We start from the raw sequence: 15,829 nt of genomic DNA, 5'->3' as shown, positions 1-15,829 counted from the left end.
CCCTCAGGTGTTCCAGGTCAGCGTTTCGAGGATCGTCGTCCGGCCGGGGCCGGTCTCCAACCAGCGGAAAGTGGCGGTGACGTTCGCGGTGTTCAGCGCCAGCAACTGGATGTGGTCCTGGTCCTCTGTGACGGTCGCCCAGTCGAGCTGGCCGAGGACCATCTGTTCCCAGGTGACGCGGCCGATCACGATCGACTCCGGGGGCGGGTCGTTGTCGATCGTGACCGTGCCGTCCTCGAGCTGCGTGACGATCAGCTCGTCGGGCATCAGGACGCCCGAGCGAGGTCGTTGATGTTCGCGACCTCGGTCGCACCAGACGGCGTGACGACGTAGTCGACCACGACCAGCGGCACCAGCTGTGCATTGGTGGGCGACGCGACCGACGCGTAACACACGACCAGGTCGGAGACCGTGTCCGCGGCGTTCGTCGGCGTCCAGGACTGGTCGGCGATGTCGATCGGCATCCGGTCGTTGGTGTCGTCCGGCGCGAGCAGCGCGAGATCGGCCGACGTCAGGGTCTTGCGGTTCCAGCCGTTCGCGGTGCGCTCGGTGACGCCCGCGGTGACCATGGCGGCGAAGTCGTCGGCGTCGACCAGGGTCGCGTCCGTGACGGCGCCGGCCTGGATCGGGATCACGTAGAGCCGGGCGGCGGCGGGGTCGCCGGTGTCGACGCGGTTGTAGAGCTCGGCGAAACGGCCCTTCGCGATGTTCGGTACGAGGCTGCTCATGTCGTTCAGTCTCCGGTCGTGGTGGTGGGGTCGGTCGGCGGCACGCCGTCAGTGCTGATGTACTCGCGGCCGCGGTCGCCCAGCAGCGCTGGGCCTCCCGCGCTGACGGGTCCACCGGTGCGCAGCGGCACCAGCTTCCGGCCGGCCTCGTCGCGCGGGTCGACCAGCGGGGTCACCTTGCCCTGGGTGATGAAGGTGACCACCGCGGTGATGGTCAGGCCGAGCAGGCCGATCGCGGGGCCGATCCAGTCGAACTGCTCGGGGGTCAGCGGCGGCAGCCCGTTCGACAGGACAAGTGAGCCGGCCGCGATCCCGCCCAGGATCAGCACGGGCCGGGACTGGCTGACCGGGACGCTCATGCGTTGGCCTGCGCTTCCTTGATCGCCTGACGCAGGCTCGACAGCTTCGACTCGGCCGCGGCCATACCCGCCTGCTCGGCCGCGGCCTCCGTCTTGCCCGCCTTCTTCGCCGCGTCGTACGCCTGCTCGTACTCCTGCCGCGCCGCTGCGCGATCGTCCTCGGTCTCCAGGCCGTACAGCACCTGATACAGCGCCCACTTCCGGCCAGCCTTGTCGGTCTCGGAAGCGATGAAGTTCTTCAGCTCAGTCATCTGCTGCGGGGTCATGTCGTCCTCCGTGGGTGCGTTGTGTGCACGGACCCGTGCACGCATCTCGTCCATGCTGAAATTCGGATCGGTCTTCCGGCCGAGCGGCTCGGCAACTTCCTTGTGACCGCGGATCCGGGACACCGGCAGGTCGTAGCCCTCACACAACGCCCAGTTCAGCCGGATGTACGCGTTGTAGACCGCGGCCGGCCACGGCCCGATGCCGTCATGCTCGGCCTCGATCCCGATCGCGTGCCAGTTGTTCTGCCACGTCTCGAACGTCGCCCCGGCGTGGTAGCAGACACCGGCCGCGATGACGTACACCTTCCCCGACCGACCCAGGCCGAGCTGCGCGAGCGGCCCCGCCAGACCCTTCCGGCCGTCCCGTACGACGTGCAGCGACGGGTAGTCGCCGTCCGCGGTCTTCGGGGTCGCGGTGTGGTGGTTGATGATCGCCTCGACGCCGAGCATTTCGCCGTGGCCACGGGTCTTCCATCCGGAGACCTCGACGACCTCGAGCCCGGACTTGCGTACGACGTCGGCGAGGTTCGTGAGCATCATGCGCCGGCCCCCGTGGGAAAGAGGACCGTGTCCGCGGCCAGTTGATCCTCAGACGGGGCGCCGGGCTGCGGTGCTTCCGGGTCGTAGACGCCGCCGGCCTCGATCGGCGTCTCCGGTGTGTAGTCAGGTGCGAACTCGGTCACGTGTTCTCCTCCTATCCTCCGAGGCCCAGCAGCGGGCCCAACACAACGCCGACGAACGAACCGCCCAGCAACGCGACACCAGCCGTGAGCCACATGCGCCGCTCCAAGCCACGCAGCCGGGTCTCGTGATCGCCGAACGTCTGCACGCCGGTCTGCAACCGGCCTTCGATGTTGTCGAGCCTGCCCGACTTCTCCTCCAGCAGACGGATCCGGCCCTCATGGTCGGCGTGGTTCTGGTTGTAGGTGTCGAGCTTCGCTTCGATGCGGATCATGCGTTCGATCAGCGTCGGCAGCTGCTCGGCCGGGATGCTCATCACAGATCAGATCCTCACAGGTAGGTGCCGGTCGACGGCGGGTAGACCAGCGACATGCCGAACTGATCATTGTTGGCCCAGGCAACAGGGGCCGTGGTCGAGAGTCTGGTCCCGTTCGAGTCGACAAACCCGACCGATGTCGTCGTGCCCAGCGTCGCCGCGGCCCGGTGATAGGTCGTGTCCGCGCTCTGGTCGTAGTACGTGCACTGCCCCAGGTAGTGGTGATCCAGCTCGGCCCGGGTCGCGATCGGCAACGCCAACGCGTACGCCCCGGACTGCATGTTCGCCGTCGAGCCGATCACGAACCGCCAGTTCAGCTTGACCATGCCACCGCTGTACCGCCACCACGTGTTCACGATGGAGTTCGACACCGTCACCTGGTTTCCGCCCGCAGTGAACGCCAGAGTTGCGTTCTTCTCCGGGCTCCACCACGGAATCCAGTTCGACCCGTCCCACATGTACAGAACGCCGGTGTTGTCCGCCCAGGCGCACATGCCGACCTCGCGGATCCCGGCCGTCAGCTGGTTCGTGAGGGTCGTCGTCGTGCCGAACCGCATCACGGTCTGCCGCATCAGGTAGCCGTCGAGCTCCGACTCATACAGCGGCAGCCCGTCCGCGAAGTCCTTGAAGCCAGCCATGCGCGCTCATCCTCTCCAGATCACAGGGCATCGCCCAGGTAGGCCGGTTGCCCCTCGCGCCACAGCGCGGACGGGTTGGACGTGCCCGGCGTGGGGTTCGACGTGTACAGCACCCAGAACGTGTTCGCCGGACCAGGCGTGAACCAGTTGATCTGCCGCACCGTGCCGGGCGGCAGCGCCTTCGTCACATCCGCGCTGATCAGCAGCGCGTTGTCGGACGTGATTGGAACAATCGCGGTCGGGTTGGCGTACACGGCCTCGTAGATCGTCGCGTCGCTCGGATAGTTCGGCACCACCCACTCCAGGACCGTCAGCACGCCACCCGACCCAGGCGCCGGCGCATGCACGATCGGGGTACCCGGGTCGAAGTCGCTCGACCGGTCCAGCAGATGCGGCGGCCCAAGCGTGTACGCCACCGTCCACTTCTCCGGCGTGATGCTGTGCGACCGGCCGAGCACAGCGACCCGCTCGACGATGCCGTCATGCTCGAGCAGCGCCATGCCCGGCACCGTCCCGGCGAGCTGCTGCATCGACTGGAAAGGCGTGGTGACCGAGGTGGTGAACGGGGTCAGTGTCGCCTTCAGCGGCAGCGTGGCGGCCACCGCACGGGACAGCCAGTACGGGTTGGAGCTGGGCGACGCGACGTCGAGAGTGCCGAGATCGACCACCGCATCCGCGGTCGCCGCGCCGGACGCCTTGTACGGCCCGTACATCGTCTCGACCGGCTGACCGTCGGCCGGCGGCGACTCGACGTCGTACTGACCCCACCGGATCGACACCGCCGTACGGAACAGCGACGAGTCCAGCCCGACCGACCGTGACGTGTAGCCGACGTACCGGCCCAGGTGCACGTACTGGTCGCCCGGGTCAGTGACCTGCCCGAGCATGTGCGCCGGGTCGTCGGTGAAGCACAACGCCGTCGCGCCCGTCCCGGTGAGCCACTGGTTGTTCGGCTTCAGCACGAACTGCGGAGACTTCAGCGGCTGGTACAGGAACGTCATGTTCCGCAGCTTCGCCTCATTCCGCAGCGTGTCCAGCAGCGAACCGAGCTGGTCGGTCCCGCGGTAGATCTTGCGAACCGTCGCCGTGTCCCACCCTGCGTTCGCCCAGCCGACCGGCATATCGGCCGCCGGGCTCTGCGTCGTCACCGACAGCCCGGTCCAGGACGCGATCCGCTGCGCGAGCGTCGCCGTGGTGAACGTCCTCGCCGGCGTCGACATGGTCGCCAGCACGTCTTCGCCGTTCGTCGCGGTCAGCGACAGGCGGTAGGTCTTGGTCGCGGTGTTGCCGGGCTTGTACTCGGCGCCGACCTCGACCGACTCAACCAGCTGCGGTTCGCCCACGCGGCCGCGGAAGATCTCGGTCCCGAAGTACTTGATGATGATCCACTGGTTCCGCAGATCGATCTTCTCCGGCAGCGTCGCCGACAGGTTGCAGGTCTCGACCTCGCGGTGCACGAACAGCCCGTCCTCGACCGTGGTCGGCGACGTGATCGTGATGGACGTGAACCGGGCATCGATCGGTGTGTCCGCGCCGGCACCGCCAAGAGGGTCCACGCCGAGCAGGGATTCGCCGATGATGAAGCCGGGGTTCGCGGTGTACATCGTGAGGTGCGCGGGGTCGTAGTTGTGCCCCTTCGCCCAGGCCGGCCGCATCAGTTCCTCCAGCCGGAGCCGTTGAACCGCTCGTACTCCCGGATCGCCTCGACCGCGGCCCGGCCGACCTCCGGGCCGGACGTGAGCGCGTACACGTTGACGATCACCGGTGCGCCGCCACCGACCGGGCTGTCCAGCAGCGACGGCGCGATCTTCTCGTTCGGCGTGATGTACCCCGACATGCCGCCGAGCGTCAGCAACTCGGGGCCGTTCTCGCCGACCAGGTAGGTCTTGCGGGCCATGACCGGACCGCCCGATGCCCGGGCCGGGAACAGCCCGCCCAGGTCGCTGCTGCCGGGCTGCCCCTTCAGCGCGCCGCCCTCGTACTTCAGCTTCACCGTGATCGGGACGACCTTGCCCTTCAGGCTGTTGATCGAAGCCTGGGCCTCTGCCTTCTTCTTCAGCAGATCCTTGATAGTCGCGTTCAGCGTCGCGCGCCGCTCCCGGGTCAGGTCCTTCGAGTTCAGCGCGGCCTTCGCCGCGGCGATCTTCTGGTCGAGCGACTTCTTGTCGGCGTTGAGCTTCGCCGTACGGGTCGCGATCAGCTTCGGGTCACCGAGCTCGGCGATCGCCTTCGTCTTGTTCCGCTCCAGCTGCGAGATGTCCGCCTCGAGCTTGGCCCGCTGGGTCGCGCTCAGCTTCGGATCCTTCAGCATCTGCCGCGCCGCGGTGATCTTCTTGTCCAGATCATCGATCTTCGCCGTGAACTCGACCTTCGTCTTCGCCGCCTTGGCAGCTTGGCTCCAGGCCTGCAACTTCTCACGAGCGGTATCGAGTCCCTTGCTGGCAGCACCGAAAGTCTTCAACGCCTCGGCCTGCTCGAACAGCTGCTTCGACTGCTCCGGGTTGATGAACTTCAGCATCTCGGCCCTGAGTTCGATCAGGTGCCGGGCAAAGTCCACGAGCCCACCAAGCGTCACCTGGAGACCGCCGACCAGCGCATCAGCGAAATCCAGGATCGCGCCACCGGCATCAATCGCCCAGCCGAGTACGACGAACTTCCCCGGCCCCTGGAACCAGCTTGCGAACTCGTTCAGCTTGGGGAGCGCGTACTTTGAGATCGCGTCGACCACAGAGAACTGGATCGTCCTGCCGATCTGCTTCAGCTTGGTGCTGGTCGTGGTCATGTCGTCGTTGGCGCGGGACGTCGCGCCGGCCAGGTCACCGAGCGACTTCGCCGCCGTGCTCAGGTTCGCGTTCTTGACCGCGGCGCCCAGGTCTTCCCACTGGGTGCCGAACAGCGCGACGCCGGCGGCGTTGCGTTTCACCGGGTCGGAGATCGAGTTGACCGCGGTCAGAACCTGACCGAATGCGGTCCGGGCAGTCGGCCCACCAGCCGCGATCTTCTTCGCCATGTCGTCGGCGTTCAGGCCCAGCAGCTTGAAGCCCTGCGCGGTTGCCGTGCTGCCGTCGATCGCCCGGATCGAGAATTCCTTGATCGCGTCCGCGGCGACGTCGCTGTCCCGGGCGCCGCCTTGCAGCAGCTGGTTCATCAGGCCGAGCGCGTCGGCGGCGTTCAGGCCGAGCTTGCGGAACTGGGTGCCGTACTCGTTGAAGGTGTCCAGCAGGTCTTCGCTCTTGTTGATGCCGAGCTGCTGCCCGCGGGTCAGTACGTCGAACGCTTCCTTCGAGTTCTTCGCCAGACCAGTCTTCAGCATCTGCGAGACCGCGCGGGTGATCGGCAGCGTCTCCTCGCCCATCACCTGCGACAGCGTGAACGCGGCCTGGGCAACCCCCTGGATCTTGTTCTCTGAGTCGCCGATGCTGGCCAGCCCGGACTGGAACACGTCCTTCAGCACGTCGTTGACGTCGGAGATCGAATCGCCGTACGCCTGCTTGTACAGGTCGCCGGCGATCTTGCCGGCCTTTTTCGACTCGGGACCGGTCAGACCAAGCTGCGCCTTCAGCTTGCCGCGGGCATCTTCCAGGTCGAGGGCCTTGGTGAACCCGGCGATCAGGCCACCGCCGAGCGCGGCGCCGGCCGCCAGCATCGGCACACCCTTCACTGCGCCGAGCAGATCGCCCAGCCCGGAGCTCGCGGACGCCCGCAGCCCGCCGAACGACTTCGACACGCCCAGCCGCACCTTGTCGCCGATCTTCGCGAACGACGACTCGTAGGCGGCCGCGGTGTCCTTGGCTTCCTTCTTGGCCTTGGAGCCGTCACCGAGGATCGCGATCCGGATCGGACCTGCCATGGTTGGTCACCTCCTCCCGTAGCGTCTGTTGACCGCGGCGTTCAGCGCTTGGCGTTCGACCTGGGTCAGCTCGAGGTAATCGGACTTGCTCAGACCGGTGAAGACGATGACGGTTGCGAGCTCAGCGGCTCGCTCCCGGTCTCGGAGCCGTCTTTTCCCGACTCCGTGACCGGCTCGTCCTCGAGCACCTCGTCTTCCTCGTCCTCGTCGTCGAGCAGTTCACTCAGCTCCGACTGGGGCATCGCGAGGACCTTGTCCCACGCCGCCCGCAGCGTCACCTTGTCGTTGCGCGCGATGAGCACGGCGCCCATCACGCGGGCCAGGAGAATGTCACGGCTCGGCTTGGGGTGGTCCGCCGTGCCGCTGTCGACGATCTCCTCCAACGGCTTGCCGCACACTTGCTCGATGCCGAGCTCTTCGAACCCCGTCAGGGTCGGGATCAGGTCGCTGATCTTCACAGTCCGCTCCTCCGAATAGCGTCGTTGACAGCTGCCTCGAGCAACCGCACCGAGCGCGGTGCCAGCTCGGCGTCCGCCCGCTGCATGAAGCCCTGGGCAGGGATGTTGCGTCGCTTCCAGCCGTAGTTCTGCGGGCCGGCGTAGGGCACCGACGCCCGACCCGCGGTGATCACAGCCTTGCTCTTGGCGCGGTTACCGCGCAGCGTCCCGGCGAGCCTTCCCGACCGGGACCGGACGTGCGCGGCCGCGAGCCGGGCGCCTTCCGCGGCGATGGGGGCGAACGCGTCCTTCAGGTCGTCGACCGACAGGCCGAGCTTCTCCAGGCCGCGAACGACCTCCCGGAGACCCTGAATGCGTACGCCCCCGCCAGCCACTAGAACCCGACAACCTCACACGTCAGGCCGGTCTGGGCCGACGTGGTGTAGTTGATCCGGCCGGTCGCCGGGTCACGGAACCGGGCGAGCCGGGCCGCGTCGAGCCACACGTACCGCACGCCGGTCGTGGCCGGCACCGACACCGTGGCGTCCGGGTTGAACTGAGTCGCCGATTCCGGGCTGGTCGACGTCGGGTCGTCCAACGTGACGGTGATCGCCGAACCCGAAGTGTTCGCGAACCGCAGCAGCACCTCGTCGCCGATCGCGACGGTCACGTAGTTGCCCGTGGCATCCTGCGCGTTCGCCGTCGGCGTGATGAACAGCGTGCCCTTCTGCACCGTGAGCTGAGTAGCCATCTCTCCGGTCCTCTCAGCTCGTGTACTTCGTCGGCTTGGCGTTGCACGGCCACACGAACGAGACCGGCATCTTCGCCGTGGTCGACGCGTCGGCGTCGCCACCGATGAAGTCGCCGTCCGGCTCCTTCACCACGCACGCTGCCTCGAAGTGCGGCTGCGTCGGCGACGCCACCGCGTTGCCGTACGGCGCGATCCGCACGGTCACCGTCGTGCCCGGCGCGGACCACATCAGGTCCCACAGGGTGCCGGCCACCATGTCCTGAGCGATCGTCGCTTCGAAGTTGTACTGCCGGGCGCCGCCGGCGGCAGCGTCGGCGAACGTGACGAAATCGCTGTCCTGGTCGCCGGTCGTGAACTTGGCCGTCGCGCACTGGTCGGTCGCGCTGCTGCCGGCGACCGTCACGGTGAGCAGGCGGGTTCCTACCTTCGCCATGCTGGTTACTCCTCAGACTCTCTGTGGCCCTCGACGGCCAGGATTTTCTTGCTGGGGTTGTCGGTCTCCGGCGAGATCTGCGGGAGCGCCTGCGTGACGATCAGCTCCGTCTTCAGCGCGGCGACCAGCGCGGCCTTGTGCGCCTCGATCCACTCCTGTGCGGCGGCCGCGTCGGATGGAAGCGTGACGATCACCGCCCAGTAGTCCTCGCCACCGAGCCGGTTCGGGTACTCGGTCCGCATCCACTGCACGTACGCCTGACCGGGCGTGGTCTGGACCTGGTACGTCGGCGAGCATTCGACGCCTTCGACGGTCGAGGCAGCGGCCGCGATCTCCTCCCGCGCGGTCACTGCTGTGCCGCCTGGGCGTCGAGCTCGGCCGCGCGAGCTCCACCGATGACGAACTTGCCCTCGATCCCGATCCCGCACAGCTTCGCGATATCGGGGTCCTGCCGAAGGAAGTCGCTGCCGCCGAACTCGACGTTCTGGCTCGTGCCGAGCGGCGACGTGCGTCGCATCCACAGCCGGTGAGCGAGCATCGCCGTGCCGAGCTTCACCGCCGCGCCGGCAGTGAAGACCGCCGGTGTACCGACGAGCAGGTCGGGGCGGCGGCCCTCGATGTACTCGCGGGCCGCCGCCACGTCGCCGATCCATGCCGGATCCTCAGCGTTGGCGCTGGCCGAAACCAGCGCCTTCGCCTCTGCCGGCTCGAGCCAGGTCGTCACGAGATCCGCCGATCAGGTCGCGTTGACGACCTTGCAGAACGCGGTCGGCTTGATCGTGTTGTACGCCACGTAGCCGCCGTACGCGATCTGCACGCCGAGGATGGACGGGTTCACCGCCTGGAGCAGACCGATCCGCTCTTCGTACACCTCGGTCCAGCGCGACGAGCCGATGATGATCGTCCCGGAAGGGAACGACGGCACGACCGTCCGCGGCAGCTTCAGCAGGTTCCCGGCCTGGAAGTCGCCGATGTTGACCTGACCGAGGTCGTTGCCCATCGTCGGCACGGCGGACTCGATCTTCGGGCCGAGCGCGCCCCACATGTCCAGGCTCATCCAGATCCGGTCGGGCATCCGGCCCGCACCGGCGTAGGCGAGCGCGGCCGCGGCGTACAGGGCGACGGCGTAGTCGTTGAGCGTCGACGCCGTACCGGTACCGCCGACCTCGACCGGGGTGTTGCCCGCGGTGACGGCGGCCGCGAAGGCGTCACCGGCCGCGTTCTCGGTCACCAGGCCGTACTGCTCGCTGAAGTCGTTCAGCAGCGCGTCCCACGCAGACGGCGACGTCCAGTCGAGGTCCTGACGGGACACGTCCAGCCAGCCGCCCCAGGTCTCCTTCGCGAAGGTGACCGAACCGATGATCATCTTCTGCGAACCGAGACCGGTCGTAGCCGCCTGGGTGGTCTGCTTGCCCATCGCAACGTGCTGGGTGATCAGCGGCCGCTTGAAGGTCTCACCCGCGAAGTCGAGCGGCTTCGCGCCCAGCGAGTTGATGAACGGCCGGGCCGCGTCGACGTCGCTCATCACCGCGCCCACGATCGGCACGGGGATGATGCCAGGCATGTCGCCCGACACCTGGGTCGCACGACCCTCGGTCTCGAACCGGGACCGGATCTGGTCGGCGTGCTTGTTCGCGTTCCGGATCTGGTCGTCGGTCGGGCTCGGCGGGATGACACCGTTCGCGATCAGCCGGTCGCGGGCGTCGGCGTCCGGGATGCCCTGACCGAAGTTGGTGCCGGACAGGCCGGCCGCGCGGATGTGATCGACGATGACCTCACCGCGGGTCTTGTACTCCTTGACGCGCGGGTTCGTGCGGGCCTGGTCGCCGCCGAGCCCGGCCGCCGGCTGACCGGCGCCCGTCGGGCCGGTCTGCTGGGGGGCGTAGGTCTGGGCGAGCTGCGCGGCGCGGGCCTTGTCCTCCTCGAACGCCAGCAGCGGGGTCAGCTGGTCGTCGAGCTCCTTGATGCGCTTGCGCGAGTTGGCGAGCGTCTCGGACTCGGAGGTCGACAGGTCACGCTTCTGCGTGTTCGCCTCGTTGACGGTGCGCTCCACGAAGTCGAGCGTCGACTGCCGCTCGTCGAGCAGGCGCTGCACCATGGGCATGTGCTCGACGGTCTGGGTGCCGTCGGCGCCGACAACCGGCCAGATCGGGCGGCCGTCCTTCCGGTAGCCGATCGCCTGGAGACCGTTCTTCGCGATGGGGAGCCCGTGCCGAGCGGCGTTGGGCAGGTGGAACGTCATGGAGCCCTCCCGGGGCACTCGAAACGGATTGGTGATCCGGTCGGGTGTTCTTCCGGGTGCTCCCAGGTGCCCTGTGGGCGGCGTGGGGGCGGCGCGGTGAACGGCGCGGCCTGTCAGGTCCAGATGGTACGGCAGCGGCCCCCTGACCGCCTCGGAGGAACCGGTCAAGGGGCCGCTGGTGTCGATCTCCCCAGGGATGCGCCCTTTCGACGACAGCAGGCTACTGCGGGCCGGCCTTGACCTGCTCCAGCCACGTCGACCACTCGTCGACCGCCCGCGCGCCGGTCTCACGCCCGGGCGCACCAGCAGACCGCACCCAGTCGACCGTGGCGCCGATGTAGGCCGGCGTGCTGACCAGCGACACCGACACCAACCGGGCCTCGACCCGCTCGACGTGATCCTTACCCTCCGGCACCGACGGATCCCAGTTCTCAGCCAGCTTCCACTGGTCCCGGATCGGCGCGAACCGGATCGACATGTAGCCCAGCGCGGCGTTGCCGTGCTCGTCCGGAGTCGCCAGCGCCCGCGCCCGCTGAGCCTTCACGTCGCTGTCGAACTTCCATACGCCGTACAGCCGTACGTCGTTGTCGTCCCAGCTGTCGGCGACGCCGATCGGCATGCCGACCATGCCTTCCATCGCCATGTCGTCGTGCATCAGGTGCAGCGGCAACGACCGCGCCGCCTCCTTGATCGATTTCGCCAGCGACCCCGGACGGAACGACTCGGTCATGAACCCGAGGTCGGTGTTCACGTTGTACGGGACCGCGGTCGCCGCGACGAACCCGCTGTCCGTGATGTCGAGGTCGACGACCTTCGCGGCGCGCCGCTCGGTCATCAGGGTTCCTGCGGTCATGCCGCCCCTTCCTTCCCGCCCGGCAGCGCCTCGAGCTGCGGGCCGTCCTGTTCGGTGGCCGGCGCCGCTGCTGGCGTGGCCTTCGGTTCGCGGAGCTCGCCGATCGTCGGCTCGGCCGGCCAGCCCATGTACAGCCGGGCTTCCTCCACGGACATGAGCCCGTCCGCTACCGCCTTGCCCAGCGTCTGAAGCGACGTCGCGAAGTCGTCACGCGTCAGCTGGTTCCGGTTCAGCCGTACTCGGGCGTTCTGGTGCGGGTACCACTTGTTCGACCAGACCGAGTCGAGGTCGTTCATCACCGGCTCGAGCGAGACACGCTGGAGCTCGAGGAACATCGGGCCTGGCGACCGGTACGTGTGGCTCGACTGCGGAGCGCTCAGCCAGAACGAGTTCAGGTTGAGCATGTTCGCGACGTCGGTCAGCGACATTTGCCGGGCCAGCGTCGCCTGCTGGTCCTCCGGGCTGAACGACAACGGCTTGATCTCCGTGCCGTTCGGGAACACGCCCGGCCGCCGGCTCGACCCGCCGAACCGCTTCTCGAACTGCTCGGCCGCCTCGTCCGCCTCGGTCTGGGTCAGGTTCTTCTGCGGAGCGATCACCGCGACCGACGGCACAGATCCGCTGCGGAGGGCATTCCGCTCGGCCGCTTCCTGGAGCGCGACCCGGTCGAGGCTGTTCAGGTACCGCTCGAAGATCCCCCAGCCGCGCCACGGCTCGCCGGGCGCGTTGCCCCACTTGACGTGTACGACGTCCTCGCGCCGGTTGATCTTCTGCCCGTTCAGGTAGTAGTCCGGGAACCCGCGGCCGTGGGAGGCATCCACGGACCATTCGTTGGCTGGGAACCAGGTCGTGTTGCGGACCGCGCCGAACTTGTCCCGCGAGGACACCAGGTGCAGCGCGTTGCCGTGCACCAGGTAGTCCTCGACGTGGAACCGGACGAACGCGGCCAGCGAGTCGAGGACCGTGTCGGGGTTCGCCAGGAACGGCGGCCGCGGCGTCGTCACCACCGGCCCGTTGTACAGGTCCAGGTCGCACTGAGAGATCAGGCCCCCGTACAAGGCGAGAGCGCGTCCGACCGCCGGGATCTGCTGGGCGGTGACCGTATCCCAAACCTGACGGCTGAGAGTTGCCGGATCGACCACCGGCGGCCAGAGCTGCTGCACTTCCCCTCCTCAGGGCCTGTTACTCGTCGGCGGTGGCGGTGGCGCGCCCCAGCAACTGCGAGCGCTCGACGGCGAGCTTCAGCGCCTGCTCGGGGGTCTGCGTCTTCTGCGGCGCGGCCGGCTGCATGCGCAGCGGGTTGACGTCGGACGCCTGCGCAGCCTTCGCGGTGGCGAGGGTCGCGGCGTGCGCGGCCTCCTCCGCTGCGGACTGGGGCTGCTCCAGGCCGAGCGCGGCCGGCGCGTCGTCCGGGTAGGGCTCGGCCGTCGTCCCGGCGTCACCGGAGGCGTCCGGGTCGTCGACGGTCTTCGCCTCGTCGGCCGGCGACTCCTGCCCGGTCGCGCGCTCGTTCGGGCCCGCGGCCTCGTCCGCCGCCACCGCCGCCGCGGTCTCCTCCTGGCCGGAACCGGAAATGATGCCGACGCGGTTCTTGCCCTCGCGCTCGGCCTGCACCACGCGGTCGTACTCGTCGCCGGTGACGTCGCCCCCGTTCAGGAACTCGTTGACCTCGGCGACCGTGTGGTCAGCCGGGTTGCTCCCGGCCTCGAACTTGCCCATCGTGTTCGTCCTCTCGTCAGTAAACCCGGAACGGTCCGAGTTCCTCGGTCTCGCGTGGGTGATCTGCTGCCCACAGTGCAGCAGTCACGGCGACCAGAGCGGTGATCGACACGGATGGGTCGATTCTCCATGCCCAGGCACCGCTTGGCCCAGTACGCCGCTTGGTGACGTGCTCAACCGCCGAATTCAGCACAGCCTGACCGATGTGACGCGTCTTCGGCATGCCCTTCGCTGTCACCTCGCTGTGGAACAGGGCAGACGCCGCGCTGAAGTCCATCTGCGACAGTCGAAGCACCTCCATCCCGCCGGCGATCAGGCTGTCCGCGACGTGCCTGGCCGGCCCCGAGTTCTGCACGGCGACCTGTACGACGCCCCAGCGCGTACACAGCGCGGCGACGTCCGCAGCAACCCAGGTCGCACCGTCCTGCACCTTCACCACCTCGACCAGGCCGCGGCCGTCCGGCGCCCGCCACGCAACCGCGATCGCAGCATCCCGGCCGTCCGGATCCACCTCGAACCCCAACCCCACCGGCACACCGGGCGGGATCGGACGGTCGGACATCGCCGCGACCCATTGCGGCTGTGCGATGACCTGCCAGCCGCCCACCGAAGACTGCAACCTGTTGCCGTACGCCCTGATGAACTCACGCCGACCGAGCGTCTTCAGCTCGCTCGCGATGTGGTGCCGCATCTTGTCCGCCGGCGCCACCGGGTGGAACCCGATCGCCGGATGGATCTTGATGCACTCGGCAATCAGCTGGTCGTCAGAGAGCTCCTCGATCGGGATCCCGCCCGGCTCGTCCTCGAGCGACCACTCGAAGTAGGCGATCCCGGTCCGCTTGTCCATCTCGACCGCGGCCCGGCCCTTCTTGACGTCCTCGTTCAGGCCGGCCGACTCCTCGGTGCCCATCGTCGAGGTCTTCCAGGCCTGCGCGTTCTTCGTCAGGAACCCCGGCGAATACGACGCCACCAGGCCCTCAGCCGCCACGGCATCGAACGCCCACCACTCGTCGACGTCGACCAGGTCGGGAGACTCACCATGCATGTTCTCGTCGTCGGGAGCGAACGGCACCAGCTGGGCGCCGGTCGGCATCCATCGCAGCCGTTCACGCGCCACCGTCACCCAGCGCTTCAGATACGGGTTCAGCTCGGGGATGTTCAGCATCGCCATGCTGGCCTTGTCCCACCGGGTGACGGCCTTCTTGCCGTTCTGGGCCGTCATCCACAGGTCGCCGCCCGGCGTGATCTGCATCCGGTGGGCGTACAGCGGAATCTTCAGCGTCGTCTTGCCGGCCTGCCGTACGACGGTCACGACCACCTCGTCGTACGCCCACCATCCGGTCTGGGGATCGACCTCGTTCGCTACGTCGTGGACGTACGCCTGCCACGGCATGAACGGCAACCGCAGCGACCGGGACAGCCGGGCGAGCTCGCCGCCGTACGTCGGCCTATGCGGGGAGCGCGGTGTCGCCCACCTCGGGGCCGGACCCCACTCCGGACGCCAATCCAGCGGGGCGTGAGTCTCCCGAGCCGGCGCGACCGGCGGCAGGATCAGTTCCGTCATCGCCGGCCCCCTTCGGAGCGGTCTCAGGGGCCAGCGGCAGCCCGTTCAACAGCTTCTGGAGCTCGCCGGAAAGCCTCACCAGCTCACCGGACGGCAAATCGCGGGCGTCCATGGCCTTCGCGACCTTCAGAGCGACCGCGGCGCCCGGTTCGTGGCACGGTTGGAGCCGATTTCCGTCACGAGCGGCCTGAATTGCGGCGGCGACGGCAGAACGGACCGTCCGCCCACGAGTCCGCGCCGCCGTCGCCATGGCCAGAGTGTAAGCGGCGAATGCCGAAAACCCCGTCAGCGGTCATTTCCGGTACGGCGGGGCAATCGACCGAAGCCACTGCTCCAGCGTCACCCATTCCGAGTACGTCGCGGTCACCCGGAATCCCCACATCTGGTGCTCACCGCACACCGTCGCCTGGCAGCGGGCCCGGGAATGCCCCTCGTGCTGCAAATCGAGGGCCTCCCAGTCGAGCCCGGTCGTCGGCAGATGCCGCCGCACCTGGTGCTCCTCGAGCGCGGTCCAGACGACGAACTCGCAGACCTTGGCGTCGGTCATCACGGCTCCAGATCGTAGCGGGGAGAGAGATTTTCGGAAGGGCGGCGACTTCCAGCGGCCAAGGCTGGAGGCCAAAACGACCACTCTCTGTGAGCATCGAAGGTTGCTGACAGTTGTGCGAATGTGTGCGCTCGTCCTGGTCACTGGTCGAGCCAGTCGCGTCGAGGTCCGCGAAGTGTTGCGTCGGTGCTGGGCTGGCCGGCGTCGGCGCCGTGTGAGTAGTTGCCTCGGCAGTCGAAGCCGTGCTGCTCGATGGTTCGCTTCTCGCCGTGTTCGGCTCGGAGGTTTGTGGGGTCGAGGGCTAGGTGGGGGTGGGTGGCTACGGGGAGGACGTGGCCTGCTGTGTCGGCGCCTGTGCGTCCGCAGCGCCAGCAGATCCCGTTGTCGCGTTGGATGATCCAGGCGGCGAGGGCCTGCCACTTGCGGCCGGTGCGTGGATCGCCGG

Annotated in this window: 21 protein-coding genes; all 21 read right to left on the bottom strand. The window is 68.1% G+C overall.

The annotated features are described in order from the left end of the window. Positions 1-3: 3 nt before the first annotated feature. Entirely contained in the window at positions 4-267 is a 264-nt protein-coding gene (locus ABZX12_RS18655) for a hypothetical protein (protein WP_355694596.1), read from the bottom strand. Continuing rightward, a complete protein-coding gene (locus tag ABZX12_RS18650; protein WP_355694594.1) occupies positions 267-728 on the bottom strand; it encodes a hypothetical protein in 462 nt (153 codons plus the stop codon). Before ABZX12_RS18650 ends, ABZX12_RS18655 begins: the two co-directional genes overlap by 1 nt. A 5-nt stretch (positions 729-733) precedes the next feature. Continuing rightward, on the bottom strand, positions 734-1,087 hold the full coding sequence (locus ABZX12_RS18645; protein WP_355694593.1) for a hypothetical protein: 354 nt from the start codon (positions 1,085-1,087) through the stop codon (positions 734-736). Next, positions 1,084-1,893 (bottom strand): N-acetylmuramoyl-L-alanine amidase, encoded by an 810-nt coding sequence (locus tag ABZX12_RS18640; RefSeq protein ID WP_355694591.1) that lies wholly within the window; start codon positions 1,891-1,893, stop codon positions 1,084-1,086. The genes ABZX12_RS18645 and ABZX12_RS18640 overlap by 4 nt, the downstream gene beginning before the upstream one ends. Further along, the gene (locus ABZX12_RS18635) at positions 1,890-2,036 is read right to left on the bottom strand and encodes a hypothetical protein (RefSeq protein WP_355694589.1); all 147 of its coding nucleotides are present in this window, start codon (positions 2,034-2,036) and stop codon (positions 1,890-1,892) included. Before ABZX12_RS18635 ends, ABZX12_RS18640 begins: the two co-directional genes overlap by 4 nt. 11 nt (positions 2,037-2,047) lie before the next feature. Then, the gene (locus ABZX12_RS18630; protein ID WP_355694588.1) at positions 2,048-2,350 is read right to left on the bottom strand and encodes a hypothetical protein; all 303 of its coding nucleotides are present in this window, start codon (positions 2,348-2,350) and stop codon (positions 2,048-2,050) included. A 14-nt stretch (positions 2,351-2,364) separates the two neighbouring features. Further along, positions 2,365-2,988 carry a hypothetical protein gene (locus ABZX12_RS18625; protein WP_355694586.1) on the bottom strand — a complete coding sequence of 208 codons (624 nt, stop codon included), beginning with the start codon at positions 2,986-2,988 and terminating at the stop codon, positions 2,365-2,367. A 20-nt stretch (positions 2,989-3,008) separates the two neighbouring features. Beyond that, entirely contained in the window at positions 3,009-4,643 is a 1,635-nt protein-coding gene (locus ABZX12_RS18620; RefSeq protein WP_355694584.1) for a hypothetical protein, read from the bottom strand. Next, positions 4,643-6,838 (bottom strand): phage tail tape measure protein, encoded by a 2,196-nt coding sequence (locus ABZX12_RS18615; RefSeq protein WP_355694582.1) that lies wholly within the window; start codon positions 6,836-6,838, stop codon positions 4,643-4,645. The genes ABZX12_RS18620 and ABZX12_RS18615 overlap by 1 nt, the downstream gene beginning before the upstream one ends. An 89-nt stretch (positions 6,839-6,927) precedes the next feature. After that, the gene (locus ABZX12_RS18610; RefSeq protein ID WP_355694581.1) at positions 6,928-7,296 is read right to left on the bottom strand and encodes a hypothetical protein; all 369 of its coding nucleotides are present in this window, start codon (positions 7,294-7,296) and stop codon (positions 6,928-6,930) included. Then, positions 7,293-7,670, bottom strand: coding sequence for a hypothetical protein (locus tag ABZX12_RS18605; RefSeq protein WP_355694579.1), 378 nt, complete (start codon positions 7,668-7,670; stop codon positions 7,293-7,295). Before ABZX12_RS18605 ends, ABZX12_RS18610 begins: the two co-directional genes overlap by 4 nt. Next, positions 7,670-8,026: a hypothetical protein gene (locus ABZX12_RS18600; protein WP_355694578.1), complete on the bottom strand. Its 357-nt coding sequence runs from the start codon at positions 8,024-8,026 to the stop codon at positions 7,670-7,672. Before ABZX12_RS18600 ends, ABZX12_RS18605 begins: the two co-directional genes overlap by 1 nt. Before the next feature lie 13 nt (positions 8,027-8,039). Further along, entirely contained in the window at positions 8,040-8,459 is a 420-nt protein-coding gene (locus tag ABZX12_RS18595; RefSeq protein WP_355694576.1) for a hypothetical protein, read from the bottom strand. 5 nt (positions 8,460-8,464) lie between these two features. Then, a complete protein-coding gene (locus ABZX12_RS18590; RefSeq protein WP_355694574.1) occupies positions 8,465-8,809 on the bottom strand; it encodes a hypothetical protein in 345 nt (114 codons plus the stop codon). Further along, positions 8,806-9,183, bottom strand: a complete 378-nt coding sequence (locus ABZX12_RS18585; RefSeq protein WP_355694572.1) for a hypothetical protein — start codon at positions 9,181-9,183, stop codon at positions 8,806-8,808. Before ABZX12_RS18585 ends, ABZX12_RS18590 begins: the two co-directional genes overlap by 4 nt. 12 nt (positions 9,184-9,195) lie before the next feature. Beyond that, a complete protein-coding gene (locus ABZX12_RS18580; protein ID WP_355694571.1) occupies positions 9,196-10,701 on the bottom strand; it encodes a hypothetical protein in 1,506 nt (501 codons plus the stop codon). A gap of 220 nt (positions 10,702-10,921) precedes the next feature. Next, positions 10,922-11,554: a hypothetical protein gene (locus tag ABZX12_RS18575; protein WP_355694569.1), complete on the bottom strand. Its 633-nt coding sequence runs from the start codon at positions 11,552-11,554 to the stop codon at positions 10,922-10,924. Further along, positions 11,551-12,717 carry a phage portal protein gene (locus ABZX12_RS18570; RefSeq protein WP_355694567.1) on the bottom strand — a complete coding sequence of 389 codons (1,167 nt, stop codon included), beginning with the start codon at positions 12,715-12,717 and terminating at the stop codon, positions 11,551-11,553. The genes ABZX12_RS18575 and ABZX12_RS18570 overlap by 4 nt, the downstream gene beginning before the upstream one ends. 19 nt (positions 12,718-12,736) lie before the next feature. Beyond that, positions 12,737-13,273 (bottom strand): hypothetical protein, encoded by a 537-nt coding sequence (locus tag ABZX12_RS18565; RefSeq protein ID WP_355694565.1) that lies wholly within the window; start codon positions 13,271-13,273, stop codon positions 12,737-12,739. A gap of 16 nt (positions 13,274-13,289) precedes the next feature. After that, a complete protein-coding gene (locus ABZX12_RS18560; protein ID WP_355694563.1) occupies positions 13,290-14,837 on the bottom strand; it encodes a hypothetical protein in 1,548 nt (515 codons plus the stop codon). Between the two features lie 292 nt (positions 14,838-15,129). Continuing rightward, entirely contained in the window at positions 15,130-15,384 is a 255-nt protein-coding gene (locus ABZX12_RS18555; RefSeq protein ID WP_355694561.1) for a hypothetical protein, read from the bottom strand. Positions 15,385-15,829: the final 445 nt, after the last annotated feature.

It is taken from the genome of Kribbella sp. NPDC003505 (assembly GCF_040610875.1).
Classification (GTDB): Bacteria; Actinomycetota; Actinomycetes; order Propionibacteriales; family Kribbellaceae; genus Kribbella.
This window is presented reverse-complemented; position numbering and strand designations above follow the sequence as displayed.